Origin of the sequence: Streptomyces sp. LX-29 (genome assembly GCF_029541745.1) — a bacterium.
GTDB lineage: Bacteria > Actinomycetota > Actinomycetes > Streptomycetales > Streptomycetaceae > Streptomyces.
Genome location: NZ_CP089746.1, coordinates 7363805 through 7389970, shown reverse-complemented (window position 1 = coordinate 7389970; position 26166 = coordinate 7363805). Strand labels below are relative to the sequence as shown.

Sequence of the window (26166 nt, the reverse complement as noted above, 5' to 3'; positions counted from 1 at the left end):
AACGACGACGCGGCGGCCCCGGCATCACGCCGGGGCCGCCGCTTGTGTGACCTCCTCTCTCTTCCGTGTGGGTGGTCCGCCGTCTCCGTAGCCGGCTCTCCCTTGGATCAGCCGCAGTCGCGGCCGCTGTTGATGCACCCCGCCGCGCGCGCCATCAGGCGGTTCGACATCACGTTGATGAAGTCGCCGTGGTCGGTCACGGGCTTGTGCAACTGCTCGGGAAAGCTGTCGACGGCGAAGACGGCGCCGCCCGGGACGTCATAGGTGATCCGCTGCACCAGCTGCGGGATGGCCCGGAAGCCCTGGGGGCAGACGCCGTTGTCGTCGGCGAAGGCGACATGGGTGCGATGGTTGGCGCTGTCGATGTTCCGGCCGTCCCAACAGCTCTGGAAGCGGAAGGTGCGCACCACCTTGCTGCCGCCGGGGCAGATCGGGTACTTGTCCGTCAGCTCGCGGTTCTCGAAGCCGGTGCAGGTCCAGGAGGCGTTGGCGTTCGCGGTGCCGTTGGTGAACGACTTGGCGTCGCCGGTGATGATGCGCAGGAAGCGCGGCATCGGCGTGACCCGGCTGACCGGGCTGCCGCGGAACTCGATGGACACCTCGGAGGGGGTGAGGATGGTGCCGACGTTGCCCTCGATGCCACCGCCGGGCGCGTTGACGTCCCGCTCCTGGCGGCCGTCGCGCACCCGTAGCACCGGCCAGTAGTAGGTGGACTGGTCGCCGTTGCCGCAGGTGGTGCCGGACGCGGCGAGGCTCTCGTTGGTGGAGAAGCCGTCAGTGGAGTCGTTGCCCACGTAGTCGTGCATGTGGTGGGCGCCGTTGCTCACCCCGGGGGCGACGATGACGTTGTCGGAGTTGAACCTGCCGTTCTCGTTGCGGCCGCACTCCGAGGTGAACGTGCCGGTGGAGCCGTTTCCCCGGAATCCGGGCTCGTTCACGTTGGGCCGGACGTTCCTGATGTCGACGAAGTCGCCGCGCGAGGGGCCCTGACCCTGCTGCCCCTGGCCCTGGCCCTGGTCTGGAGCCCCCTGCCCCTGGTCCTGGCCCGGAGCGCCCTGGCCCGGCCCTTGGCCGCCCGTCTGACCGGTGGTGCGCACCGTGTCCCACTTCACCTGGCAGCCGCTCATCCTCGTCAGCCCTGAGGTGTCCGCGGAGGCGGAGCGCAGCGCGTTGACGATCCGGCCGATGGTGGCGCCGCGCTTGTCCTTCAGCTCGATGAGCACGGTGCCGCTCGTGGCCCGCCCGGAGGTCAGTCGCCGGTAGGCGTCGGCGACCTGCACATCGAGCTGGGCGAGGTTGCGGTCGACGGTCCGGCGAGAAGCCGCGGGGACGTCCCGCAGCCGATCCCCCACGTCCGGGCAGTCGATGGTCTGGGCGCGCTGTCGGGTGTTCGCGCCACCGGTGTCGCGCCCCGCCTCGGGGCCCGAGGAGTTTCCGGCCGAGGCGTTCGCCGCGATGACGGCGACGCCGCCGGCGCCCAGCGCCAGCACCGAGGCCAGCACCACATAGGGACGGGCGAACCGCGCGCGTTTATGGCTTTGTTCTCTCATCAGCTCACTTCGCTTCGTCATCGGGTGTCGTTCAGCGCGTCGAAGTCGACAAGCCCGGTCTCTTCGAGCACCGTGATGTGGTCGAGGACGATCGTGTTGGCGCGGGTGGCCAGGGACCGGACCATGGAGTTGCGGGTGTTGGCACGCACCTGCGCCACGAGGTTGAAGACCTTGCCGTGCGCCCGACGCAGCAGGTTGGCGAAGAGCCGCTCGTACTCTCGGCCGCTGGCCTCCTCCAGCTGTCGGAGCCAGTCCTGCTGCTGCTCGCTGGGCTGGTTGGCCAGGTCGACGCCGACGGCGCCGCCGACCTGGATCACCATCCGGTCGAGTTCGGTGTGACCTTCGACGAGGTGTTCCCCGGCCACCTTGACCGCCCTGGTGCTGCCGCGTTGCTGTGCCTGGCGCCCCGCGGGCAGCTCCCACAGCCCCGCCAGTCGCACCTTGCGGACGAACTCCCGGTCCAGGGGGGTGAGCGGGCCGTACTGGGTGCTCATGACCCCGCGCCCGTCGTCCTCGCTCGCCTGCCCGGCGGGCGCGGCGGCGCCGGCGGTGCCCCCGCCGCTGCCGAAGGACTGCACGGGGATCAGCAGGGCCACGAGCGTCGCCGCCAGCGCACCCACCACCAGGGTGGTGGCGAGCGCGTAGCGGGACGCGGTCGATCTGCCGGAGACGAAACGCCGCACGCCGGATAGCACGGGGCTGTCCTCCTCTTCGCTGCCGGATGGGATGCGAAGGGACGCTAGCGCCGGGTGCGGCGGTGCCGGTGAGGGTTGGTCACCGAATGAGCAAACAACGGTGGCGGCACGGAATCCCTGCTACCGTGCCGCCACACCTTTTTCTGAGGCTCGGTTCGCCTCCGGGCGCTGTAAGCGACTGCCGACGGTCGACCGTGCTCGCCTGCTCGTTCCTCACAGGCTCCGCGCGCTCTCCCTTACGGCAGCCGCGCGCCCTTCGGCTCACTCGCCGGTGCGTACGGGGCGGGGGTACGTCCGCAGTGGCGCGGGAGGGGCGTCCGCGGTGCCCCGGGGGCGAACCGAGCCCTCAGAAGAAGCGGGTGCGCTGGACGTACGTGGCGAAGTCGGCGGGTTCGCGACCGAGAACGCGCTGGACGCCGTCGGACAGATAATCGTCACGGTTCTCCCGGACCCGTCGGAACAGCTCGTTCAGCAGCGTGACCACCTCCGGCGGGAGGCCCTGCGCGGTGAGCTCGGCCGCGTACTCCTCCTCGGTGAGCGGGACATAACGGATCTCCCGACCGGTGGCCTCGGCGATCTCCGCGACCGCCTCGCCGAAGGAGAGCGGCCGCGGCCCGGACAGCTCGTACGTCTGCCCGCCGTGGCCGTCCTCGGTGAGGGCCGCCACCGCCACCGCCGCGATCTCCTCGGCGTCGACGAACGGTTCCAGGCCGTCGCCGGTCGGCAGGCGCAGCTCTCCCGCGGCCACCCCGTCGGCCAGGATGAACAGCTCGCTGAAGTTCTGCGCGAACCAGCTGGGCCGCAGGATGGTCCAGGCCGGTCCGGCCTCCTTCACGATGGCCTCCTTCGCCAGCAGGTCCTGGTCGCCGGCCTGCTCTCCGCCGCGCACGGAGAGGTAGACCAGGCGCTCCACGCCCCGTTCGGCGGCGAGCGCCCCGAAACCGCGCAGCTGCTCGGCCGCGTCGGGGCTCTCCGAGTCCACCACATAGACCGCGGCCGCGCCGTCCAGCACGGCGGCCCAGGTGGACCGGTCGTACCAGTCGAAGCGGTGCGCGCTGGAGCGCGAGGCGACACGGATCAGGTGACCACGCTCCTGGAGCTGGGAGGCCACGCGGCGGCCGGTCTTGCCGGTGCCGCCGAGAACAACGATCGGCTTGTCAGTCATGGCGATGAGTCAACCGCCGCCGGCCGTGCCCCGACCATCGTCTAAACGCTCAGCGGGATGTCCGTGCGTCCACGGCCGGTCCGCGCCGCCCGGGACGCGCCCGGGCTAGGGCCGGGACAGCTGGCCGGCGGCGCGCGGCGGGCAGACGAACTCGCACCACACCACCTTCCCGCCGCCGCGCGACTCCACGCCCCACACGTCGGCCAGCCGGTCCACCAGGAGCAGCCCGCGCCCGGACACCCCCGACTCCCCGGCCTCGCGGCGGCGGGGCAGGGTGCTGGAGGTGTCCTCGACCTCGACCCGGAGCCGGCGTTCGTAGCCGGTGAGCATCCGGACCGTCACGACCGCGGGGCCGTCCGTGTGGAGCAGCGCGTTGGTCATCAACTCGTCGGCGACCAGCTCGATGTCGTCCGTGCGCTCGCCGGCGCCCCAGGCTCGCAGCGCCGCGCGGATCATGTGCCGGGCCGAGGAGAGCGCGTCCGGGTCGCCCTGGGCGACGTGCTGCTGGAGCTTGCCGCTGGACTGTGGCACATCGGTGCCGCGGCGGCGCAGCAGCAGCAGCGCCATGTCGTCCTCGCCGCCGCGGTCCTCCACGACGGCGCAGAGCTTCTCGGCCAGCTGCTGGATGTCGTAGGGGCCGTCGCGGACGATCTGGGTGAGCTGTTGGATGCCGTCGTCCAGGTCCGCTCCGGGCACCTCGACCAGCCCGTCGGTGCACATCAGCAGGGTCTCGCCGGGGTCCAGCTCCACGGTGGTGACGGGGTACTCCAGACGGCGGAACTCGGCGGACAGGCCCAGCGGCAGCCCACCGGCCAGCGGCAGCCGGCGGCAGGTGCCGTCGGTGTGGCGCAGCAGCGGGTCGATATGGCCGGCGCGCACCAGGTGCACCATCCCGGTGGGCGGGTCGACCTCGCCGTAGGCGCAGGTGGCGAAGCGGTCGGTGTCCAGCTCGTGGAGGAAGATCGAGGCCCGGGCCATGACCGTGGAGGGGCTGTGTCCCTCGGCGGCGTAGGCCCGCAGCACGATGCGGAGCTGGCCCATGACGGCGGAGGCGTGGGTGTCATGGCCCTGGACGTCCCCGACGGCGACCCCGACCCGGCCGCCGGGCAGGGGGATGACGTCGTACCAGTCGCCGCCGATGTCGCGGCCGATGCGGGCGGAGCGGTAGCGGACGGCGATATGGGTGCCGGGGATGGCCGGGATGCGGCGCGGCAGCATGGCCTGCTGGAGCCCCTCGGCCAGGTCGTGCTCCTGTTCGAAGAGCATGGCGCGTTGCAGGCCCTGGGCGATGCTGGTGCCGAGGGTGACGATGAGGTTGCGCTCCTCGGCGCCGAAGCCCTCCTTGTCCTTGTAGAGCAGGCCCAGGGTGGCGATCGGGCGGCCCTGGGCGATCAGCGGCAGATAGGCGGCGCGGGAGACGCCCAGCGGATCCAGGTGCGGCCACAGGACGGGGTAGCTGGTGGCGAAGTCCTGGCGGGTCTCGATGAACCGGGGCTTGAGGGTCCGCACCACCTCGCTCATGGGGAACGGGTCGTCGATCCCGGTCCAGTCGAACTCCGGGATGGGCTGTCCCAGCTGCCCCTCGGCGACGATGTGGATGCGGCCGCCCTCGACCAGGCCGAGGATCACGCTGGCGAGGCCCAGGTGGCCGAGGGCGCGGGCGTCGTTGAGCACGTCGATGACGTCGGGCACGGTCCTGGCGTGCGCGAGGATGGCGGTGACCCGCTCCACGACGCTGGTCACCCGGATGCGCTCCTCGGCCAGGTCCGGGCGCCCGGACTCGCCGCCGGGCTCGCCGGGGGCGTCGCGGAAGATCCCGATGATGCGGTACGGCCGCCCCGTCTCGTCCCGCTGGATGGTGGCCTGGGTGTGCACCCAGCTCTGCTCGCCGTCCTCGTGTCGGACCCGGACGTAGGTGCTGTAGCGCTCGCTGCCGTCCTTGAGGGCCTGGGAGACCACGGCGTCCAGCCGGGCGGTCTCGGTGGTGGGCAGGGTACGGCCGAGGGAGGACGGGTGCCCGTCGTACTGGTCGGCGGTCATGCCGAGCACCCCGAGCGCGGGCGGGTCCACATACATCAGGCCGCTGTCGAGGTCCCAGTCGAAGCAGCCCATGCGGTTGAGGGCCAGGCTCAGTTCCGGGCGGGCGGGCCAGTCGTCCGGCACCGACTCGGCGGCCGACGTCGCTCGCCGTTCAGCCATAGCGCCACTCTGCCACCATTCGTCGGTTTTTTCGACACGGCGGTGGCCCACCCCGACCGTACGGTCACTCCTTGACGGCGCCGCCCAGCACCCCGGCGATGAGGCGGCGCTGGAGCAGCACGTAGACCACCACCACCGGCAGGGCGATCAGCACCGCGGCGGCGGCCAGCGGCGCGGCGTCCGAGGCGTGCTGCCCCCGGAAGAAGGCGAGGCCGAGCGGGACCGTGCGGTGCGCCTCGTCGCTCACCATCACCAGGGCCATCAGGAACTCGTTCCAGGTCCACATGAAGGTGAGCACGACCAGGGTGGAGACGGCCGGGCGGGACATCGGGACCAGGATCCGCCACAGGGTGGTCCAGCTCCCCGCGCCGTCCACCCGCGCCGCCTCGATCACCGGGAGGGCGCCGCTCCGGAAGTAGCCGCGCATCCAGAAGACGCCGAAGGCCAGCGACTGGGCGGTCTGCGGCAGGATCAGCGCCGCGTAGCCGTCAGTCAGCCCGAGGTGCCGCAGATCGAAGTAGAGGGGGACGACCAGCGCCTCCTGCGGCAGGGTCAGGCCGATCACGAAGAGGTAGAACAGCGCCGTGGAGCCGGGGAAGCGCAGCACCCCGAAGGCGTAGCCGGCCGGGACCGCCAGCGCGGTGCTGAGCAGCACCACCGCCACCGCCACCAGGGCGGAGTTCCCCAGATAGGTGCCGAAGCGGCCGCGGCTCCAGGCGTCGGCGAAGTTCTCCCAGTGCGGCCCGTCCGTCGGCAGCGAGAAGCCGGTGTCGAGGGAGTCGGGCGGGCCCAGGGCGGTGGTGAGGACGCCGACGACCGGGGTGAGCGCGAGGACGGTGAAGACGCCCAGGACGGCGTAGGTGACGCCGCGCTCGAACCGGGAGGTCACCCCGCCGCCGTGGGCGGCGGTCGGGGCGGCGCGGCCGCGCTCTCGGGGGCTCATGGGCGCCGTCCTTCGGCCAGCCGGGCGACGGTGACGGTCAGCGCGAAGATCAGGACGGTGAGGGCAACGCCGACGGCGGCGGCGGAGCCCACCTGGTTGGTCTCGAAGGCCCGGTGGTAGACCTCGTAGGCCGGCACGGAGGTGGCGTCGCCCGGCCCGCCGCCGGTGGTGATGTAGATGAGGTCGAAGTTGCGCAGCCCGGCCGCGATGGTCAGGGTCAGCGCGACCGCCAGCTGCGGCCGCAGCCCGGGCAGGGTCACGGCGCGGAACTCGCGCAGCGGCCCGGCGCCGTCCAGCCGCGCCGCCTCGTACAGCTCGCGTGGGATGCGCTGCGCCCCGGCGAGGAAGAGCACCAGGCACAGCCCGGTGCCGACCCAGGTGCCCACGATGCCGACGGCGGGCAGCGCCCAGTCGTAGTCGCCCAGCCAGGGCCGGGCCAGCCGCCCCAGGCCGAGCGCCCGCAGCGTGTCGTTGAGCAGGCCGTCGGGGGCGAGGATGGAGCGCCAGGCGACGCCGACCACGGTCAGTGCCAACACCTGGGGCAGGAACAGCACGGTGCGGAAGAAGGTCGTGCCGCGCACCCGGTTCCGGGACAGCGCGGCGGCCAGCAGCAGCCCGATGAGCACCGGCAGCGCGGAGGAGAAGAGCAGGAGCAGCAGCGCGTGGGCGAAGGGCGCGCGCAACTCGGGGTCGGTGAACAGATCGCGGTAGTTGTCGAGGCCGGCCGGGGTGGCGCGGGTCAGCCCGTCCCAGTGCAGGAAGGAGAGCCAGACCGACTGGCCGAAGGGGTAGAGCAGGAAGGCCGCGTAGAGGAGGAGGGCCGGGAGAACGTAGAGGTAGCCGACGGCGCGCGGCTCGCCGGGCGCCCGCCCCCGGCCGGCCCGCCGGCGGGGTGGGCGGCTCACCGGTCCGCCGCCCGGGTCCGCCGCTCCCTGAGGAAGGCGCCGTAGTCGCGTTGCAGGGTGGCGGCGAACCGGCGCGGGGAGAGGTTCCCGGCGAGGACGCCCTGGAGGGACTCCGAGAGCGTGTCGTAGAAGGTCGGGGTGGCGTAGTCGAGGTACGGGACGAGTCCGTCGGCCGCGCTCAGCCGTTCCCAGCCGGCGACCAGCTGTCCGTCGACCGTGTCGGGCCCGGCCCGGCGCGCCGCGGGCCCGGGCACGACGGGCAGCACACCGTGCCGGGTCATCACGTCGGCGGCGTGCGGGCTGGTGAGGAAGTCCAGATAGGCGGCGGCCACCTCGCGGTGGCGGGAGCGTGCGGCGATGGACCAGGCCAGGCCCTGACCGCCGGTGGTGACCGGGGCGCCGCCGGCGGTGGTCGGGGGCGGCGGCATGAAGCCCAGCCGGTCGCCCATGGCCCGCTTCAGCTCGGCCAGCTGCCAGGTGCCGGTGATCAGATAGCCGCCGGAGCCGGCGGCGAACTTCTTGGCCGCGTCGTCGTACCCCAGGCCGTTGGCGCCCGCCGGCAGATAGCCGCGCTCGACCCAGTCGGCGAGGGTGGCGGCCGCCTCCCGGGTGGCGGCGGTGTCGAAGCCGTCGCCACGGCCGAACACGGTGGCCCGGGCGCGGTCCGCGCCGAGCCGGCCGTGGAGCACGCCGAAGGTGTGGATCGCCGGGTACTTGTCGAGGTTGCCGAACTGGACGGGTAGTTCGCCGGCCGCCTTGAGCCGCGCCAGCCCGTCGGTGAACTCGTCCCAGGTGGTCGGCGGCCGCAGCCCGGCCTTCGTCAGCACGTCCTTGTTGTAGTAGAGGCCGATGTACTCGCCGGTCTGGGAGATGCCGTAGAGGCGGCCGGTGCCGAAGCGGCGGCCGTCCGCGGAGACCCGGTTGAGGTTGAGCAGGGCGGTCGGATAGCGGGTGTTCCACTCGTAGATCCCCGCGTAGTCGTCCAGCGGGGCCAGCAGCCCGGCCTGCACGAAGGCCACCATGTCCGGGTAGCCCTGGTTGGCCTGGACGACGTCGGGCGGGTTGTTGCCGGAGAGGGCGAGCTTCAGGGTGGCCTTCAGATCGGTGAACCCGCGCGCCACCCGCTTGACGGTCACGTTCGGGTACTTCCTCTGGAACTCCCGGTTCAGCTGCTCCAGTTCGTCGTTCTGACCGCCCTGGACCTCCTGGTCCCAGACCGTCAGCGTGACCTTGCCGGCCTTGGCCGGGTCGGGCACGGCGGTGCCGACGCCGGTACCCGGCCGGCCCGCCGCCGAGCCGTCGGTGCCCGGCACACAGGCCGCCGCCAGCACCAGCACGCCGGCGGCTAACGCGGCCGGCAGAGCCCGGTTCCGCTCCCGTCTGCGCCCCCTCATCCCGTCTCCCCTCTCCACGGGTCTCCCCCGGCCCGCCCTGCGCCGTCGCCGCGGGTGCGCGTCACCCTGCACCTCCCTCGTGGCGCGGGGCAAGGGGCAGTCCCCCGCTTCCTTGGCACACTGATCGGCAGCAGGAGACGGCAAGAGGCAGTCAAGAACGCGGATCCGGCCACGCTCGCCGCGGTCCGCGAGGTCGATGTGGAGGGAGTGGCCGGATGAGGCTGACCGTGCTGGGCGGGGGCGGGTTCCGGGTGCCGCTGGTGCACCGAGCCCTGCTGGAGGACACGAGCGAGGACGGCCGCCGCACCGAACTGGTGCTGTACGACACCGACCCACGGCGACTGGACGCCATCGGCGCGGTCCTCGCCCGGCAGACGGCCGACCACCCGGCGGGCGGGCCCGCCGCGCCCTCGGTGCGCGCCACCACCGACCTCGACGAGGCGCTGCGCGGCGCCGACTTCGTCTTCTCCGCCATCCGCGTCGGCGGCCTGGAGGGGCGGACCCGCGACGAGCGGATCCCGCTCGCCGAAGGGGTGCTGGGCCAGGAGACGGTCGGCGCCGGAGGCGTGCTCTACGGACTGCGGACGCTGCCGGAGGCGGTGCGGATCGCCGAGCGGGTCGCCGCGCTCGCCCCGGACGCCTGGGTCATCAACTTCACCAACCCCGCGGGCATGGTCACCGAGGCCATGCAACGGGTGCTCGGCGACCGGGTGATCGGCATCTGCGACTCCCCGGTGGGGCTGTGCCGGCGCGCCGCCCGCGCCCTGGGGGCGGACCCGGACCGGGTGAGCTTCGACTACGTCGGCCTCAACCACCTCGGCTGGCTACGCCGGATGCTGGTCGACGGCCGGGACCGGCTGCCGGAGCTGCTCGCCGACCCGTTCGCGCTGGAGTCCTTCGAGGAGGGCCGGCTGTTCGGCGCCGACTGGACGCGGACCCTGGGCGCGCTGCCCAACGAGTATCTGCACTACTACTACTTCAACCGGGAGGCGGTGGCCTCGATCCGCGAAGCGGCCACCACCCGCGGGGAGTTCCTGCGCGAGCAGCAGGCGGGCTTCTACGCCGAGGCGGCCGACCGCCCACGGGAGGCGCTGGCGCTGTGGGAGCGCACCCGGCTGGAGCGCGAGGTGACCTATCTGGCGGCGAGCCGGGAGGCCAGCGGCGGCTGGGAGCGCGACTCCTGCGACCTGGAGGGCGGCGGCTACGACCGGGTGGCGCTGGCACTGATGCGCGCCATCGCGCGCGACGAGCGGGCCACGCTGATCCTGAACGTGCGCAACCGCTCCGCGGTGCCGGGGCTGGACGAGGACGCGGTGGTGGAGGTGCCCTGTCTGGTCGACGCCGGCGGCCCACGCCCGCTGGCGGCCGGGGCGGTCGCGCCCGACCAGCTCGGGCTGATGCTCTCCCTCAAGGCGGTGGAGCGCTGCACGATGGAGGCCGCGGAGAGCGGTGAACGGGCGGCGGCGCTGCGCGCGCTGGCGCTGCATCCGCTGGTGGACTCGGTGCGGGTCGCCGAGCGCATCCTGCGGGCCGCGTGGTGAGGTGATCTCGGCGGTCCGGTGATCTAATGGGTGATGGGGCACCTACGCGAACCCGTTCAGCGGAGGCGTCGTCCTATGGCCGACAAGCACCCCGACGAGCACGCCGACAAGCGCGCCGACAGGCACGAGACCGACGCGAACGGCCACGCCGGCGGGCACAGACCCGGCAGGAACGGCCGCGCGGGCCGGAAAGCCCACGCCGGCAGACACCGGCCGGACGAGAACGGCGATGTGGCCGGGCTGGGGAAGTCCTCCTGGTGCCAGCGGTACAGCGCCCATATCGCGGCTCAGCAGGCGCAGGTCAACGCCATGCGGAAGGCGGGGTTGTCGCCGTCCGACACCGCGATCGCCGACAAGATCGACACTCAGCTGCGGGCCGCGCGCGCCGCGGTCGAGAGCCACGACTGGAGGTCCCGGTTCACCGGCTCCCAGCCCGACCGCGCGCTGGCCAACATCAACGAGGTCGAGGTGCAGCTCCTGCGGCTGGCGCCCCGCAGGGGGCTGGCCTGGTTCAGCGCGGGCGTGGTGGCCCAGGCCGAGCAGCATCTGCGGCCGGACGACTGGCGGCTGGTCGCGCTACGGGCCGAGCTGCGCCGCACCAACGGCAGGCTGACCCCGGGCGCCCGCGAGTTGGCGGCGCGCACCCTGGACGCCGCCAACCACGCGGAGAACATCGAGCGCGCCCGGGTGCGCAGCTTCAGCAACATCCTCATGCTCTCCGTCTTCGTCATGTCGGTGCTCACCACGCTGTTCGTCGTCTGGGGCTTCGTCGACGTGAACGGCGTGGCCGTCAAGATGTGCTTCACCCCGGAGCCGGGCAAGACGCTGGAGTGCCCGATCGGCCACGAGGCGAACGGCAGCGACGTGCTGCTGGTCGCCTTCGCGGGGGCGCTCGCCGCGGCCTTCGCGGGGGCGCTCTCGCTGCGGAACTTGCAGGGCACGGGGGCTCCGTACCAGATCCCCATGATGCTGCTGCTGTTGCGCCTTCCGGTGGGGGCGCTGTCCGCCATCATCGGCATCCTGCTCATCGGCGGCCAGTTCGTCCCCGGCCTCAAGGCGCTGGACACCAGCCCGCAGATCGTGGCCTGGGCACTGGCCTTCGGCATCCTGCAGGAGACCGTCACCCGCCTCGTCGACCAGCAGGGCAAGACCGTGCTCGCCAACATCCGCGGCTCCGGGAAGGAGTTCGAGGAGCAGCCCGTAACCACCGGGTCGGCACCCGCGCCCCAGCCCGCCAAGACGGCGGTCCCGCCGCCGAAGCCGCCGGGCAAGACGGGCTGAGCCGTGGGGGGGGGCGGATGCGGGACCGGCTGGTCCGCGGAGTGCCCCGCCCCGGGCCGGAGCCTCGGTTCCGCGTGCGGCCGGCGGAGCCCGGCTCGACGCCCGCCCAGCCCGCGGCCGTAACGGCGGGTGCGCAGGGCGGCGCCGCGGCGCGGGCGCCGTCGAGAGGCGGCGCACCTGACGGAGGCCACGGTGTGTCCGCAGGCGGACACGGGGCGCGTACGGCCGCTCGGCCCCGTGCGGCACGCCGCTGTCGTCATGAACAGCGTCGTGGAGCGGGCGTGGCAGGCGTGCTCGCCGTCCGGTGACCCGACCGCCGCGGACCGTGTTCGCACCGCTGTCACATTCCGGTTTGCCCTGGCCCGACCACCCTTGCCAGGCTGGTCGTATGGCCACCATCAGCGCGCTGCCCAAGCTCGTCGAGACCCTGCTCGCCGGCCCCCGACCGCTGCCCATCCTCACCGCCGGGGACCCGTTGCTCCGGAGCCCGGCCGTGCCCTACGACGGTCAGCTGGACGGCCGCCTGTGGGACCGGCTGATCACCGCGATGCGGGAGGCCATGCACGCGGCGCCCGGTGTGGGGCTGGCGGCGCCGCAGATCGGGGTGCCGCTGCGGCTGGCCGTCGTGGAGGACCCGGCTCAGGTGGAGCAGGAGGTGGCCCGGGCCCGGGGACGGCTGCCGCTGCCCTTCCGGGTGCTGGTCAATCCGTCCTACGAGCCGGTCGACGCTGAGCGAGCGGCCTTCTACGAGGGGTGTCTGAGCGTCCCCGGCTGGCAGGCGGTCGTCGCGCGGCACGCGCGCGTGCGGCTGCGCGGGCAGGACGAGCGGGGACAGGAGCTGGACGAGGAGCTGGCCGGGTGGCCCGCGCGCATCGTGCAGCACGAGACCGACCACCTGGACGGGATGCTCTACCTCGACCGGGCCATCACCCGCTCGCTCGCGTCCGCGCGGGCCATGGAGGAGCGCTGGACGCAGCCCACCCCGGCGGCCGCGGCCCGCGCGCTCGGCTTCGAGCTGCCCTGACCGTCCGGCGCACGCTGACACCTGGCGCCCCAGCACCCGGCACCCGGCACCCGACACCCGACACCCGCCGTAGGCCCCCGCGCGTCAGCCGTCAGCCGCCGTCCGGTCCACCGGTCGCCCCGGCCGCCCGGATGTCGTCGGCGTACATCGCCGCCAACCGGGCGGCGGCCTCCGCGACCGCCGCGCGGGCCTCGGGCGGGCCGAGCACCTCGACGTCCGCCCCGAACTGGAGCAGTTGGCGTGCGGCGACGGGGACGGGACAGGAGACCGCCACCGGCACCCACTCGTCGCCGTCCTCCGCCGCGTCCTCGTCCGCCCCGCGCCCGTCCGCCTCGCCCTCGCCCGCCGCGCCTTCCGTCCCCTCCATCCCCTCGGCGCCCCCGGTCTCGGGCGTGTCCTCGGCGTGGTCCGGGGCCGGGACGGTCGGCGGCAACCCGGCGAGCCGGGCCGCGCCGATGATGCGGATGAACATGTCCAGCCGGGAGCGGCGCACCCTGGTGCGTACCCACAGCCCCTCCGGGAGCCGCTCCACCCGGCGCCGCAGCTCCTCCCAGACGTCGGCCAGCTCCACCCCGTCGCGGCGGCGCACCGGCGCGTCGGTGAGGCTCGCCTCGGCCACCCGGTCCGCGCGGAACAGCTGCGGCGTGCCCTGTCGGTCCGCGATCAGGTACCAGACGCCGGCCTTGGCCACCAGCCCGTACGGGTCGACGGTGTAGGTGCGCGGCCGGTTCTCGCCGCCGTGCCGGTAGCGGATGCGCAGCCGGCGGTCGGCGAAGACGGCGTCGTGCAGGGTGTCGAGGTCGGGGCGCCCCGCTGGTCCGGACAGCCAGCGGTCGGGGTCGACGAGGATGCGGCGGCTGGTGAGTTCGGCGGTGGGGCGGTGCGGGGCGGGGAGCGCGGCCATCACCTTGCGCAGCGCGGAGCCGAACGCCCCTTCGAGGCCGAGCGCGCTGTGCGTCCCCTGCGCGGCCAGCACGAACAGCGCCCGCGCCTCATCGCTGGTCAGCCCGGTGACATCGGTGCGAAAGCCGGGCAGCAGCGCGATGCCGCCGTGGCGGCCGCGCTCGGCGTAGACCGGCACGCCGGCGGCCGAGAGCGACTCCACGTCGCGGTAGATGGTGCGGACCGAGACCTCCAGCCGGGCGGCGAGCTCGGCGGCGGGCACCCGGCCGCGGGTCTGGAGCAGCAGCAGGACCGAGAGCAGACGATCGGATTTCACCCGCCCATGCTGCCGGACGGCGCGACCGGTGGCCGCCGCCCGGCCGGCGCCGCGGAAGGCCGGCGGAAAACATGACGGCGGGTGTCAGGTTATGGCGGGAAGGTCATCGCGACGCCCGGACCGGGCGTCGCGACGAACGGAGAGTTACCCGCATGCACGCGATGACCGACCCGCGCCCCCACTTCGAGCGCGCCGCCGACCAGCTCGCCGCCCTCATCGACGCGGTTCGTCCCGAGCTGCTCACGGAGCCGACGCCGTGCGCGGAGTACGACGTGCGGGCCCTGCTGAGCCATGTGGTGGGCGGGACACACCGGATCTCGCACGTCGGGGAGGGCGGCGCGGCGCTGGAGGTGCCGGCCGAGGCCCCGGGCGTGTCGGACGACGGCTGGCCCAAGGCGTACGCCGAGGCGCGGGCCCGGCTCGTGGCCGCCTGGGCGGACGACGCCCGGCTGACGGCGGCCGTCTCGGTGCCCTGGGGCGAGGCGCCGGGCCGGATCGCCCTGGCCGGATACGTCATGGAGGCGGTCGCGCACGCCTGGGACCTGGCGCGGGCGCTCGGCGACACCCAGCCGCTCGACGCGGAGCTGGCCGAGTTCGCGCTCGCGTTCGCCCGCCTCGCGCTGCCGGCCGAGCGGCGCGGCGGCCCGGTCCCGTTCGACGCCGCGCTGCCGGCCCTCGAGGGCGCCGACGCCTACGGCCGGTTGGCGGCCTTCTTGGGCCGCCGTCCCGACTGGGCACCGGACCCGGCCCGTGCCGCGGCGGCGCTGGCCGCGCGGGTCTCGGGGCCGGTGCTGCGGCCCGGCGAGGACGGCTACGACGCCGAGGTGGCGGGCTTTCAGACCGCCTTCCGACACCGCCCGGCGGTGGTCGTCGGGGCGCGGACGGCGGAGGACGTGCGCGCCGCGGTGGAGTTCGCCCGCGCCTACGGGCTTCCGGTGGGGGTCCAGGCCACCGGGCACGGGCTGCCCGCCGCAGCCGAGGGCGGGGTGCTGATCAGCACCCGACGGATGACCGGCGTGCGGGTGGACCCGGAGGCGCGCACGGCGTGGTTCGAGGCGGGAGCGCGCTGGGCGCGGGTGGTGCCGGAGGCGGCGCGGCACGGCCTGGCCCCGCTCAACGGCTCGGCGCCGCACGTGGGCGCGGTCGGCTACGTCCTCGGCGGGGGGCTCGGCCTGCTGTCCCGGGAGTACGGCTACGCCGCCGACCATGTGCGCTCCCTCGACGTGGTGACCGCGGACGGACGGCTGCGCCATGTCACGGCGGACAGCGACCCGGACCTGTTCTGGGCACTGCGCGGCGGGGTGGGCAACTTCGGGGTGGTGACCGCGATGGAGGTCGACCTGTTCCCGGTGGCCCGGCTCTACGGCGGCGGGCTGATGTTCGACGCCGAGCTGGCCGAGGAGGCCCTGCGGACCTATCTGAGCTGGACCGAGACCGTGCCCGAGGAGCTGACCTCGTCGATCGGGATGGTCCCCTTCCCCGACCTGCCGCAGGTCCCCGAGCACCTCCGCGGCCGCTATGTGGCGCACATCCGGATCGCCTACACCGGCGACCCGGCCGAGGGCGAACGGCTGGTGGCGCCGCTGCGGGCGGTCGGCCCGCGGCTGGTCGACTCGCTCCGCGAGATGCCGTACGCGGAGTCGGGGTCCATCTACGACGACCCGGAGCAGCCGCACCCGTACCAGGGCGACGCCGCGATGGTCAGCGGCCTGGACGCCTCGGCGGCCCGGACGGTCGTGGAGCTGACCGGGCCCGGCTCGCCGGTCTGGTCGGTGGTGCAGATCCGCCACCTCGGCGGGGCGCTGGGCCGCCGGCCGGTGGTGGCGAACGCGGTCGCGCACCGCGACGCCCGCTTCCTGGTCAGCGTGTTGTCGATGGTGGGCGCGGACGACCGGGAGCGGATCCGGGAGGCCCATCGGGCCCTGCTGGACGCACTGGCCCCTGGGGTCGTCGGACGCGCCGTCAACTTCGTCTACGGGGACGGTGAGCGCAGCACCGGCGAGCGACTGGAAGCGCTGTACGGGGCGGCCGGCCTCCGGCGGCTGACGGAGGTGAAGGCCGCCTACGACCCCGGCAACACCTTCCGCCTCACCTACAACCTGCCGCCGGCGCGCTGACGGGGCGCTCCGTACGGCCGCCCCCGGGTGATTCCGCCTCGCCGCCCGGGGGCGCCGGAAAAATCACCGGGAATCACTCTTGCCTTCTTCGATGGCCTACGCATCAATGACAGGGCTTGCCATGGCCATGGCGAATGGAGCGGGTCGGCGAACGCACCCGCGGCACTCCCCCACATCGGAGGAAGCTCCATGACACGAAGCAAGCCCGGTAGACCCCGCACGCTCGTGATCGGCACGACATCCTGCGCCGCGGCCCTGGCGGTCGGCGCCCTGGCGCTGGCCCCCACGGCGGCGGCCGTCGACCCCACCACCGCCACGCTGACCGCGGAGTGCGGCAGCTACGGCGCGGGGGCGGCGACGCTGACCGCCACCCAGAACGGCACCTCGGCGACCATCAACCTCAGCTCGTCGGCGGTCAAGGCGCCGCTCGACATCCCGGCGGGCGCGGTGAAGTCGACGCTCACCCTGACCAAGAACGGCTCCGGCACCACCACCTTCACCGGCAACGCCAACCCGGCCATCAAGACCGGCGACGACGTGAGCACGGGCCCGCTGAACGGCACGGTCGCCCCCGGTGACCGCCTGGAGGCCAAGTCCCTGAAGCTGGTCGTCTTCGGCCTCATCACCGTCAACTGCACCGCCACGTCGGCGCAGTCCCCCGGCCCGTTCGTCTTCGACTGACGGACCTCCACACCGTGCGCGTCGGACGGGCGGGACGCCCCCGCCCGTCCGACGCCGCGGGCGGCCCGCGGGCGGCCCGCGGGCGGCCCGTGGTCGGCCCGTGGTCGTACGGCCGGCCGGGCCCGGGGCTCGGGGCCGGGCCCGGCCCACGGGCGGCGCCCTCCGGGTTCCGAGCGCTCGGGGGGCGTCCCCTCGGGGAACGGCGACGGGCCCTTACAGTCCCTCGTCGCGCAGCACCGGGCGGAGCGCGTCCAGGACGGAGGGGTCCTCGATGGTCGAGGGAACCGGCTCGTCACGCCCCTCGGCGATGCCCCGCATCGTCTTCCGCAGGATCTTCCCGGACCGCGTCTTGGGGAGCGCGTCGACCACCGACACCTGCCGGAAGGCGGCCACGGGGCCGATCTCCCGGCGCACCGCGGCGATCAGCTCCTCGCGCAGCACCGCCTCGTCGACGTCGACACCGGCCTTCAGCACCACGAGCCCGCGCGGAAGTTGCCCCTTGAGTTCGTCCCGCACACCGATCACGGCGCACTCGGCCACCGCGGGGTGGGCGGCCAGCACCCCCTCCATCGATCCGGTGGACAGTCGGTGGCCGGCCACGTTGATCACGTCGTCGGTGCGGCCCATGACGAAGAGGTAGCCGTCCTCGTCGAGGTAGCCGGAGTCGCCGGTGAGGTAGTAGCCCTCGTAGCGGGAGAGATAGCCCTCGACATAGCGGGCGTCGTCGCCCCACAGGGTGGGCAGCGTGCCCGGCGGCAGCGGCAGTCGGATCGCGATGGCGCCCTCCTCCCCGGCGGGCAGCGGCGCGCCGGCCTGGTCCAGGACGCGCACGTCGTAGCCGGGCACGGGCACGCTCACCGAGCCCGGCTTGACCGGCAGCGGCTCCAGGCCCCGCGGGTTGGCGGCGACCGGCCAGCCGGTCTCGGTCTGCCACCAGTGGTCGACCACCGGCGTGCCGAGCTTCTCGCGCGCCCAGTGGTACGTCTCGGGGTCGAGCCGCTCTCCCGCCAGGAACAGCGTCCGGAAAGTCGACAGGTCGTACCCGGCGAGCTCACGGGCCTCGGGGTCGACGCGCTTGATGGCGCGTAGCGCGGTCGGCGCGGTGAACAGAGCCGTCACCCGGTGCTCGGCGATCACCCGCCAGAACGCGCCCGCGTCCGGGGTGCCGACCGGCTTCCCCTCGTACAGCACGGTGGTCGCGCCGATCAGCAGCGGGGCGTAGACGATGTACGAGTGGCCGACCACCCAGCCGACGTCGGAGGCGGTCCACCAGACGTCGCCGGGGCGCACGCCGTAGACCGCCCCCATCGACCAGGCCAGCGCGACCGCGTGCCCGCCGGTGTCGCGGACGACGCCCTTGGGCTTTCCGGTGGTGCCGGAGGTGTAGAGGATGTAGAGCGGGTCGGTGGCGGGGACCGGCACCGGCTCGGCGGGGGCGGCGTCCGCCATCAGCTCGTGCCAGTCGACGTCGCGGGGGCGGCGCAGCGTCGCCGGCGCGGCCTCGCGCTGGAGGACCACGACCGTCTCCGGCTGGTGCGCGGTCGTCTCCAGCGCGGCGTCCACGATGGGCAGGTACTCCACCACGCGGGACGGCTCGATGCCGCAGGAGGCGGCCACGATCACCTTGGGTCGCGCGTCCTCGATCCGCGCGGCCAGCTCCCTGGGGGCGAAGCCGCCGAAGACCACGGAGTGCACCGCGCCGAGGCGGGCGCAGGCCAGCATGGCGATGGCGGCCTCGGGCACCATCGGCATGTAGACGACCACCCGGTCGCCGCGCTCCACCCCCAGGCCCCGCAACGCGCCGGCGCAGCGGGCCACTTCGTCACGCAGCTCCTCGTAGGTGTAGCTGCGCCTGGCGCCGGTGACGGCCGAGTCCCAGATCAGCGCGGTCTGCCCGGCCCGGCCCGCCGCGACGTGCCGGTCCAGCGCGTTGAAGGAGGTGTTCAACTCCCCGTCGGGGAACCAGCGGTACAGCGGGGCGTCGGTGTCGTCCAGTGCGCGGGTGGGCGGCCGTGTCCAGTCGATCGCCTTCGCCGCGTCCAGCCAGAATCCCGTCGGGTCCGCCAGGCTGTGCCGGTAGCTGTCGGAGTACGAGCCCATCGGTGTGGCCTCCCTCGTCGTCGCGGACGGACGCCGCGCGGCACCCGGCCACGCGACGCCGCTCACGCTACGGGAGGTCGCGGGCCATGACGATGCGCTGGACCTGGTTGGTCCCCTCGTAGATCTGCGTGCTTTACCGCTAGCAGTGCCCTGAACTGCACAGACACACCTACGACGGGCGCTCTCCCAGGCTGCCCCTGGGGCTGGTAGGTCACTCTGCCAGTGCACGGAAGCGGGCATTGCCGTGCCGCGCAGCCTTGTTCCCGGCCACGTGTTCCCAGTGCCGACATGTGCCCTCGACGAAGGCCCTGACGGCTTCCGCGTCGGCCTGTCGCCAGGAGCGGAAGCGGTCCAGCCAGCGGCGAGCCGTCACAGGAGGGGTGCCGCCTTCCATCAGCCGCACGGCGGTGTAGGCGGCATCGACCCAGACCGGTCCCACAGCAGGCATGGCCCAATCCACTAGATGGGCGCGACCGCCGTCAGTAATCAGGACGTTGTGTGGGTTGATATCGGTGTGAAGGAGGTGTTCTCCCTTCAGTAGCTCGGCTTTCCACGGAGGCAGGAAGGAAGCGAACCGCTCGCTCAGCGAGGGAACCCAAGTGTCAGGCAGGGGAAGCCTCTGCATGCGCTGGAGAAGATCGGCCACGCACTCGTAGTCGTCCGAGTCAGGCCCAAGCTCCGCGTGCCGTCCGTCGATGTAGTCGAAGGCCAGGAGGAACCCCCCTCCGCTTCCACGTGCCAACGGAGGCTCAGACCGATACCTGCGACCCAGGAATTCGCGGTCACCTCCCAGACCTGCGCCTTGCGGCCTTCGCGATCGTCCTTGCGTACGCCCTTGACGAACAGCGCATCGCCCTCAGCGGTTCTTAGGCGTACCCGCTGGCTTCGATCAGACGATGTACAAGCGCCGCAACGAGGTGGAGCCATCGATCCATGCCCTCAAGAGCTTCCGCGCCATGGCCTGTCGCTTCGACAAGCGTGCATATGTCTTCCACGGCACGATGACCGTTGCCGCCGTGCGTCCTTGGCTTCGTCTGTGCTCTGACGCTCGGTGGATCGGTTGTCACGGGCGTGGGCGTCGTCGGCGGCAACCCGACCGCCGGGTCGGGCACCGGCTCGTCCGTCTCTGGCTCGACCCGCCTGAACGGTCGGTTCCCGTACAGGCTGCACGATATCCCCGTCATGCCTAGCATGGAGTAGCGGCACCAGCTGGCGGCACCACGACGCCGCCGGCTGCACGAATCAATCAACAATCTCATTACCGCGTTCGACACGTGCTGGGTCGGTGATGAGCACATCGGGTCGCAATCACGTATGGCGTGAATATTGCAGTTGATCCCGTGCCAGCTCGCTTCTCCGCTCCCTGTCAAGGCAGAGCATAGCGCTGTGGCATTGATCGGGAGTGGTTCATGAATGAGAGCCTGACGTGCCGAAGGCGGCCGGAGGGAACCATGAAAGAGTCGCTGCAGAACCTCGCTGACAAGCTGGCGAAGAACCGGTCTTTGCGGCCGGGAAACATCGTGCTCCATCTGTCCGGAGAGGGCGGCGGAACGTACGTTCTGGAGTGCGGGTCGAACGAGGTCAACGTTTCGGAGAACGTAGCGGCCGGCGTGGGCAGGCCCACCCTGGTCGAAGTAATCGGCGACGCCGCAGTCATCCGTGCCGTTATCGACGGACAGGTCGACGCACGAGAGCAGTTCCTCTCCGGCGGAATCCGGGTCCGCGGCGACCTGCGTTACTTCAGCGACGGCGCCCTCGAACTGGGGCTGCTGGACAGGCCGCTCTGACAGCCATTCCGTCATCCACCGAAGGGTTCCCTGCCATGGCTACGACGACCGGACCGGTTCAACGACTGTCCATCCTGTCGCAGACCACCGCCTGCGTCTGGATAGGTCCCACACCGGACAACTCCGAAGTGCTGGCTGTCAGTAATGACGGGTCAGCCGCTGATACCGCGTACGCGGCCAACCTCGTCCAGTCGCTCGCCGCGGCGGCGACCAACTATCGCGTGGTTGCGGCCGGGCACGGCGACGGCGACGCGAAGATTACCTCGGTCGAGATCGACCCTGTGTGACGGGCGAAGGGCGCGTGTTGTCATGGCTGTCACACAAGGTTACGTTCAGCGGTTGTCGTCCATGCAGGGAAGCCTGATGGCGTGCCTGTGGGTCGGACCCGACCCCGCGGCGAACGAGCTGCTGACCATCCAGTCCAGCGCGGACGAGTCCGAGGCCGTCCGCACCGCCAAGCGCCTGATGATCCAGGTCATGGCGAACGCGCTCGTCACCGGGCGCGCGGTCGAGGCCACCCACCCCGACGACTCGGCCGAGGTGGTCCGCGTCGATCTGTCCGCCGGAAACACCAGCACCCACCCCTTGCAGATGGACGCCCTGGAAGTCACACAGGGGGTGCAGGACCTCGGCCATTCCGTACCGCTGGTGGCCGATAAGCGGACCGTGGTGCGGGCGTATCTGAGCTACTACGGCAGCGCACCCATCACTGTCACGGGCCAGCTGTCGGTGCGGAGGCCGTCGGCCGCGCCGGTGGTCGTTACCTCCGCCAACACGGTGACCCTCAATCCCGCCGATGCGGGTAACCTCACCCGCGCCCGTGACGACGCCAACCGCAGTCTCAACTTCGTGCTGCCGGCCGCCGCCACCGCTGCCGGACAGGCCACAGTCTGGCTGTCCGGCGTGACCGACAGCGTGACCGGAAACCCGATCGCGCTCGGAGGCGAACGCCGACCCACGGTGACCTTCCAGCCCGGCCCCCCACTGCGTGTGCGGATCGTCAGGTTCACCTACCAGCAGGGCACACCGCCGGTGACCCATGCTCCGCGCAACATCGACTTCGACCTGCTGGTGTCATGGCTCGGCCGGGCCTATCCGGTGGCCCAGGTGCTGAACTCGCAGGCCGTGGTCGCCGCCACGGCGGCCGTGCCATTCATCTCCAGCGACATCAACGCGCAGCTGGCCGCGATCCGCACCCAGGATGTCAGCGCCGGCACCGACGCGCGGACCCACTACTACGGCATGGTCAGCGACACGGGCTTCTTCATGCGAGGCAGTTCGGCGAGCGTCCCCGCCACCAGTCCCGACCCGGCCGTCGTGGCCTGCGGTCCTACGGGAGTACCCGGCAGTGGGTCCTTCGGCTGGGACGTGGACGGGTCGTACGGCGACTGGTACGGAGGCCACGAACTGGGGCACACGTTGGGGAGGCTGCATCCGGGATTCTGTGGGGAGACCGCGAACGACCTCAACAACTACCCCTTCCCCGCCGGGCAGTTGTCCAACACCGATGCGGGATTCGCGGGTTTCGACGTCGGCGATCCGGCCAACACGCTTCCCATGACCGCCATGCCCGGCACCCAGTGGCATGACATCATGACCTACTGCGACCGTGAGTGGCTGTCCGTCTACACCTACGGGGGGATCCGGCGCCGCCTGGTGGCCGAGAACGCCCTGCCGTCGTTCGCCGACGGTGGCGGCGGCCCTGCGCCCGGACAGATCGTGGTCAACGTCGTCAGCACGGTCAACCTGACGCAAGGCCAGGGGAAGATCGCGTTTGTCAACCCGGCTCCGAACGTGTCACCAACCGCTCCCGTACCGGACAGCCCCGTGACGCTGCGGTTCACCACCGCGGACGGCGCCGTGGTGCAAGAACACTCCGCACCGGTCAAGCTCGACTCCGAACTCCGCCCCGGCGAGGACCGAGTCGGCATCGTGGACGCGACGGTCACCGCCGGCCCGGAGGTGTCCGTGGTCGAACTGGTCGTCGGCGGGGCGGTGGTGGACACCTTCCGCGCCGGGGCGGCACCGCCGGTCACGCGTGCCGTGCGCACCGAGCTTGTCGACCGCCACAGGCTGAGTGTCGCAGCCGATCTCGAGCGACCCGTCGAGGAGAGCCACACGTTCACCATCCAGATCAGCGGCGACGAGGGCCGGACCTGGCAGACGGTCGGTGTGGGGCTCAAGAGGCCGTCCGTCACACTGGACCCGAGCCAGTTCGACTCCGGTCGAGAGCTGTTGGTACGAGTCATCGCGACCAACGGCTTCACCGCCGTGGTGAGCCCCAGCGAGTCGTTCGGGGTCTGATCAACGACCCTCGGGGGCATGACGCTGGCCGACGGCCGACGTCATGCCTCCGACAGGGGCGTCGCGGTCGCCGACCGTGCCGCCGTATGTCGGCTTCGCTCATGTCCTGGCCTCGACGTACCGGAACTCTGGACCGTACGTCTTCCCGCTACCATCGGGCAGCGGGATGCCCATCAGCTCCTGCGCCGGCCCCTGTAGCTCGGACATCTCTCCGATGGCGTCGCTCAACCGCGCATTTGCCGTACTGGACTGCTCTGCCTGCCACGCCTTCTCGAGGAACGACAGCAGCGAGCTGTAGTGGAGATTGAAGGCGTCAAGGTGCCTTCTCACCTCACTGGAGACCGTCACCCCGCCTTGCTCCCAGCCGCCCTGCGGCACCGTTCCCATGGGAAGGGTGTTCGGCATGGGAATCTCTGGACCCTGGAAGTCGAACCTGGGCGGGTCTTGCGACACAGCGATCAGCTTGCGGCCGTGGAAGATCTCTCGGAATGAGTAGAAGTGAGCCAGCTCTCCGGGCCGTCCGGGGAACGGGTTCTGCGGCGATGCGGCAGTACCTTCGCCCTGCTCCTTGATGATCTTGATGGCGGCCTCGACGTCACCGAACGACCTGAGTGCGACGACATCGTTCCCCTTGCCGTGGCCGAACATGCGTTTGACCACTTGTCGGGTGCCCGAGATCAGGTGCTGCTGATTACGGAAGGCTTCGAGGATTGCCGTGTAGAAGGCCCCGATCGATGTGTGGATCTCCCTGTCCTCGACGACGGGGTCGTCGGGCTTCTCGATCTGGGAGTACATGTCGAGCGATTGCTTGCTCAGGCCTGTGAGCGAAACCGTCAACTCCGGACGTACGCCGCCGGGCAGCGGACCCGGATACTTCGGCACCAGCCTCTCATCGGCGATGCGCGGTTCCCCGCCGATGGTGGTGAGCATGTTGCACGCCAGGCCCAGGTGGGACATCTCGTCGAAGACGATTTCGTGGATCGTCGCAAAAACGCCTGAGTCACGGCTGGAATCTTCGATTGACCAAAGACCGCACAAATAAGGCGGAAGCGTCGCGAGCTCCAACATGACGGCCTGCTGCAGCGCTTCTTTCAGCCACTGCCTATCGTGTTCCTCAGCAGGGACCTCCATCAGCTCGACGATCATGTTGCTTTCATAGTCGAGGACTGTGGCCACGGCGTACCCTTTCCGGTTGGTGAGCATCCCGGTCCATCTTGAAGCGGGATGCTCGCACCTCATCGCCGCACAGAAGCGTGCCCCCAGACTCCACCCGTATGGTTGATCCACAAACAGGCACTCAAGCAAACGAACAAAAAACGAGAGTGGCGGGGGTAGGCGCTTCTGCAGGAACCGTGCGATGACGAGCGCACTGTTGGGCCAGAGGGGGCAGCAGCGATCGCATCGTGGAGATGTTCACGCCGAACTGATCGACGGGGGTTGCGGGGCCGGTTTGGATGACGGGGGCGGTGGCGCCGATCTGGTCCGGGTCGTCGGCCCACGGTGGTGCGCTGGGCCACCACTGGAGCCGTGCAGAACGCGCAGATCAAGGGGACCTTCTGGCGGCGCCACCAGGGTTCGTCGTCGATCGCGTACGCGAAGACCTTGTCGCCGATCGTGCCGTTCTGGAACAGCCGTGCCTTGTCCTGTGGCGCGGGTTCACGGCCGCGCCCGCAGACGCGTCTCGATCGCGGCGCTGATCTGCTACAAACCCGACCACCGCTCAAGGCCGATCTACCGGCCCCGCCGGGACGACGGGCGATCGCTCGTCGTGTCGGCGGGCCCGGGCGGATCCTCAGTGGCGGGCGTATCCCCAGTCGATGACCTGCTGGACTTCTTCCGGCGTATAACCAGCTTGCTCTCGCGCACGAACGTTAATCTCACGCTCAAAGGGCAGCGCCGGGAGATTCTCCGCGATGCAGTCAAGCATCTCCACCTCGGCAATGGCCTTGTCCATATGATCTGCAACAAAGCGCGCTCGAGCCCTCTTCACTCTCTCCACGAAATATTCGTGAGCTGCCGCCATTTCCTCCGTCGCGGATTTCTTCTCGCTATCGCAGAGGTAGCGGCTCCAGCAAAGCCCCGACTGCGCGTGGAAAACTTCGTCAGACAGGAGGAATCCGAAAATGCGAGCCATCTCAGGTTGACCGAGAAAATCGCGCTTTCGAACCTCGAATGCGAGGCTGTCCAACGCGAGCCCTTCATGAAAGGCCTGCCGAAGCAGAATTCGCCACAGCAACTCCCGCCTGCCACCAGGCTCGCATGCCTGGAATTGATACTGCGCCTCATACGATGAAACGTACACGGGGTAGTCGCCGTATGTTACGCCATATTGAGCAGCCAATTCTTGAAGAAGTAGCGCGTGCCGAGCCTCGTCGCCGGCCTGGCGAGCCATATCCAGATGGAATTTGGAAGGCATGCCAGGATGCTCATACGAGTTCCGCGATACGAGTTCAAGCGTTGAAATTTCCTCGTTGAGGAAATTGTGCAGAAAGATTCCGATGTCCTTCGGATTGCGGAAGGGATCAGCGGGAACAAGCCGCAGCGCACCGGGCTCTCCCCTGCGGAGGTTCTGCGCCCTTCCTACTTGCGGCACCCGATCCAGCGGTGACCACAGCGCATGCTCGGAATCTACGCAATCTTCGGTCGAGCGATGCCGCCAGAGCTCATCGATATACTTTTGAAACTGGTTTGAGTCGTGATTATGGGGCAGGCTGTTTGCAGCCTGCTTGGCCCACTCTCTACGCTCTGAGTTATCGGAGTCAATTACGCGCACTAGGGCGACAGTGTGTGCATCGGCGACTGGATCCGCATTGGCGAGATAATGAGTGGACAGCTCATGCAGGTGCCCCTTAATAACCTCATAGAGGCCCACGAGGAGGTTTCTCGTGTCGGAAGCTTGGTCCACCGCCACCATTACACTCTGCCATCCCGAAGGAACATGATGCGAACCCCCGGCGAGGTCGTTCAAATTATCGAATCGTCGGCGCAGTTGGGCGGCGTGATGCATGTCCTGTGAGAGGTGTCGCCCCAACGCAAATTTGACATCGAGTTCGCAAATCTTCGCGATCCATCCGGCAAGGATGTGCGCGGAGGCTCGCTCGAAATAACAGAGCTCCCAAAGAGCGTGCGATGTCTGATCAATAGTCAAGTGGCGCGCGACCTGTTCGATAACCTTAGGCATGAACCACTACCTCTCTTTCGGTTCGACTGAGAAGATCTTCACCCTCGTGTGGGCCGATCAATGACCGGCCCCTGATGGCA

The 26166-nt window shown here is 71.0% G+C and carries 19 protein-coding genes and 3 pseudogenes; 10 read left to right on the top strand and 12 right to left on the bottom strand.

The features are described from left to right. Positions 1-107 precede the first annotated feature (107 nt). The 7 genes from LRS74_RS30695 to LRS74_RS30665 all read right to left on the bottom strand — a co-directional run bounded on the left by LRS74_RS30695 (position 108) and on the right by LRS74_RS30665 (position 8851). Complete coding sequence (locus LRS74_RS30695; protein WP_277744062.1) at positions 108-1550, bottom strand: DUF1996 domain-containing protein; 1443 nt, start codon at positions 1548-1550, stop codon at positions 108-110. Positions 1551-1567: 17 nt separating this feature from the next. Next, positions 1568-2245 carry a DUF4142 domain-containing protein gene (locus LRS74_RS30690; RefSeq protein WP_277744061.1) on the bottom strand — a complete coding sequence of 226 codons (678 nt, stop codon included), beginning with the start codon at positions 2243-2245 and terminating at the stop codon, positions 1568-1570. A 346-nt stretch (positions 2246-2591) separates the two neighbouring features. After that, a complete protein-coding gene (locus tag LRS74_RS30685; RefSeq protein ID WP_277744060.1) occupies positions 2592-3410 on the bottom strand; it encodes an NAD(P)H-binding protein in 819 nt (272 codons plus the stop codon). Between the two features lie 105 nt (positions 3411-3515). Continuing rightward, positions 3516-5609 (bottom strand): SpoIIE family protein phosphatase, encoded by a 2094-nt coding sequence (locus LRS74_RS30680; protein ID WP_277744059.1) that lies wholly within the window; start codon positions 5607-5609, stop codon positions 3516-3518. Between the two features lie 64 nt (positions 5610-5673). Then, a complete protein-coding gene (locus LRS74_RS30675; protein WP_277745002.1) occupies positions 5674-6498 on the bottom strand; it encodes a carbohydrate ABC transporter permease in 825 nt (274 codons plus the stop codon). Positions 6499-6548: 50 nt separating this feature from the next. Continuing rightward, the gene (locus LRS74_RS30670; protein WP_277744058.1) at positions 6549-7457 is read right to left on the bottom strand and encodes a sugar ABC transporter permease; all 909 of its coding nucleotides are present in this window, start codon (positions 7455-7457) and stop codon (positions 6549-6551) included. Beyond that, positions 7454-8851 carry an extracellular solute-binding protein gene (locus LRS74_RS30665; RefSeq protein ID WP_277744057.1) on the bottom strand — a complete coding sequence of 466 codons (1398 nt, stop codon included), beginning with the start codon at positions 8849-8851 and terminating at the stop codon, positions 7454-7456. Before LRS74_RS30665 ends, LRS74_RS30670 begins: the two co-directional genes overlap by 4 nt. Before the next feature lie 215 nt (positions 8852-9066). Here LRS74_RS30665 and LRS74_RS30660 point away from each other — a divergent pair, with 215 nt between their 5' ends. The 3 genes from LRS74_RS30660 to LRS74_RS30650 all read left to right on the top strand — a co-directional run bounded on the left by LRS74_RS30660 (position 9067) and on the right by LRS74_RS30650 (position 12697). Then, complete coding sequence (locus LRS74_RS30660; RefSeq protein WP_277744056.1) at positions 9067-10392, top strand: 6-phospho-beta-glucosidase; 1326 nt, start codon at positions 9067-9069, stop codon at positions 10390-10392. 75 nt (positions 10393-10467) lie between these two features. Further along, positions 10468-11673 carry a hypothetical protein gene (locus LRS74_RS30655; RefSeq protein WP_277744055.1) on the top strand — a complete coding sequence of 402 codons (1206 nt, stop codon included), beginning with the start codon at positions 10468-10470 and terminating at the stop codon, positions 11671-11673. Between the two features lie 388 nt (positions 11674-12061). After that, complete coding sequence (locus LRS74_RS30650) at positions 12062-12697, top strand: peptide deformylase (RefSeq protein WP_277744054.1); 636 nt, start codon at positions 12062-12064, stop codon at positions 12695-12697. Between the two features lie 91 nt (positions 12698-12788). Here the strand turns inward: LRS74_RS30650 and LRS74_RS30645 are convergent, their stop codons facing one another. Continuing rightward, positions 12789-13916 (bottom strand): WYL domain-containing protein, encoded by a 1128-nt coding sequence (locus tag LRS74_RS30645; RefSeq protein WP_277744053.1) that lies wholly within the window; start codon positions 13914-13916, stop codon positions 12789-12791. A gap of 152 nt (positions 13917-14068) precedes the next feature. Here LRS74_RS30645 and LRS74_RS30635 point away from each other — a divergent pair, with 152 nt between their 5' ends. Then, entirely contained in the window at positions 14069-16033 is a 1965-nt protein-coding gene (locus LRS74_RS30635) for a TIGR03086 family metal-binding protein (RefSeq protein WP_347178174.1), read from the top strand. Positions 16034-16222: 189 nt separating this feature from the next. Beyond that, positions 16223-16714, top strand: coding sequence for a hypothetical protein (locus tag LRS74_RS30630; protein WP_277744052.1), 492 nt, complete (start codon positions 16223-16225; stop codon positions 16712-16714). 213 nt (positions 16715-16927) lie between these two features. Here LRS74_RS30630 and LRS74_RS30625 read toward each other — a convergent pair. Together LRS74_RS30625 and LRS74_RS30620 are read right to left on the bottom strand one after the other, a co-directional pair. Beyond that, positions 16928-18817, bottom strand: a pseudogene (locus tag LRS74_RS30625) (propionyl-CoA synthetase); the annotation flags it as partial. A gap of 208 nt (positions 18818-19025) precedes the next feature. Next, positions 19026-19460, bottom strand: coding sequence for a phosphotransferase (locus LRS74_RS30620; protein ID WP_277744050.1), 435 nt, complete (start codon positions 19458-19460; stop codon positions 19026-19028). Between the two features lie 223 nt (positions 19461-19683). Between LRS74_RS30620 and LRS74_RS30615 the strand changes: the two are divergent. The 4 genes and pseudogenes from LRS74_RS30615 to LRS74_RS30600 all read left to right on the top strand — a co-directional run. After that, a pseudogene (locus tag LRS74_RS30615) lies at positions 19684-19848 on the top strand (IS5/IS1182 family transposase); the annotation flags it as partial. Between the two features lie 375 nt (positions 19849-20223). Next, positions 20224-20601: an SCP2 sterol-binding domain-containing protein gene (locus LRS74_RS30610; protein WP_277744049.1), complete on the top strand. Its 378-nt coding sequence runs from the start codon at positions 20224-20226 to the stop codon at positions 20599-20601. A 35-nt stretch (positions 20602-20636) separates the two neighbouring features. Next, a complete protein-coding gene (locus LRS74_RS30605) occupies positions 20637-20888 on the top strand; it encodes a hypothetical protein (RefSeq protein WP_046930121.1) in 252 nt (83 codons plus the stop codon). A 52-nt stretch (positions 20889-20940) separates the two neighbouring features. Next, positions 20941-22905 (top strand): hypothetical protein, encoded by a 1965-nt coding sequence (locus LRS74_RS30600; protein WP_277744048.1) that lies wholly within the window; start codon positions 20941-20943, stop codon positions 22903-22905. Positions 22906-23004: 99 nt separating this feature from the next. On the opposite strand, the gene LRS74_RS30595 is transcribed toward LRS74_RS30600, so the two are convergent. Further along, positions 23005-24051: a ferritin-like protein gene (locus LRS74_RS30595; protein ID WP_277744047.1), complete on the bottom strand. Its 1047-nt coding sequence runs from the start codon at positions 24049-24051 to the stop codon at positions 23005-23007. A 487-nt stretch (positions 24052-24538) separates the two neighbouring features. Between LRS74_RS30595 and LRS74_RS30590 the strand changes: the two are divergent. After that, a pseudogene (locus LRS74_RS30590) lies at positions 24539-24664 on the top strand (IS630 family transposase); the annotation flags it as partial. A gap of 33 nt (positions 24665-24697) precedes the next feature. Here LRS74_RS30590 and LRS74_RS30585 read toward each other — a convergent pair. Next, the gene (locus LRS74_RS30585; protein ID WP_277744046.1) at positions 24698-26086 is read right to left on the bottom strand and encodes a DUF455 family protein; all 1389 of its coding nucleotides are present in this window, start codon (positions 26084-26086) and stop codon (positions 24698-24700) included. Between the last annotated feature and the right edge of the window lie 80 nt (positions 26087-26166).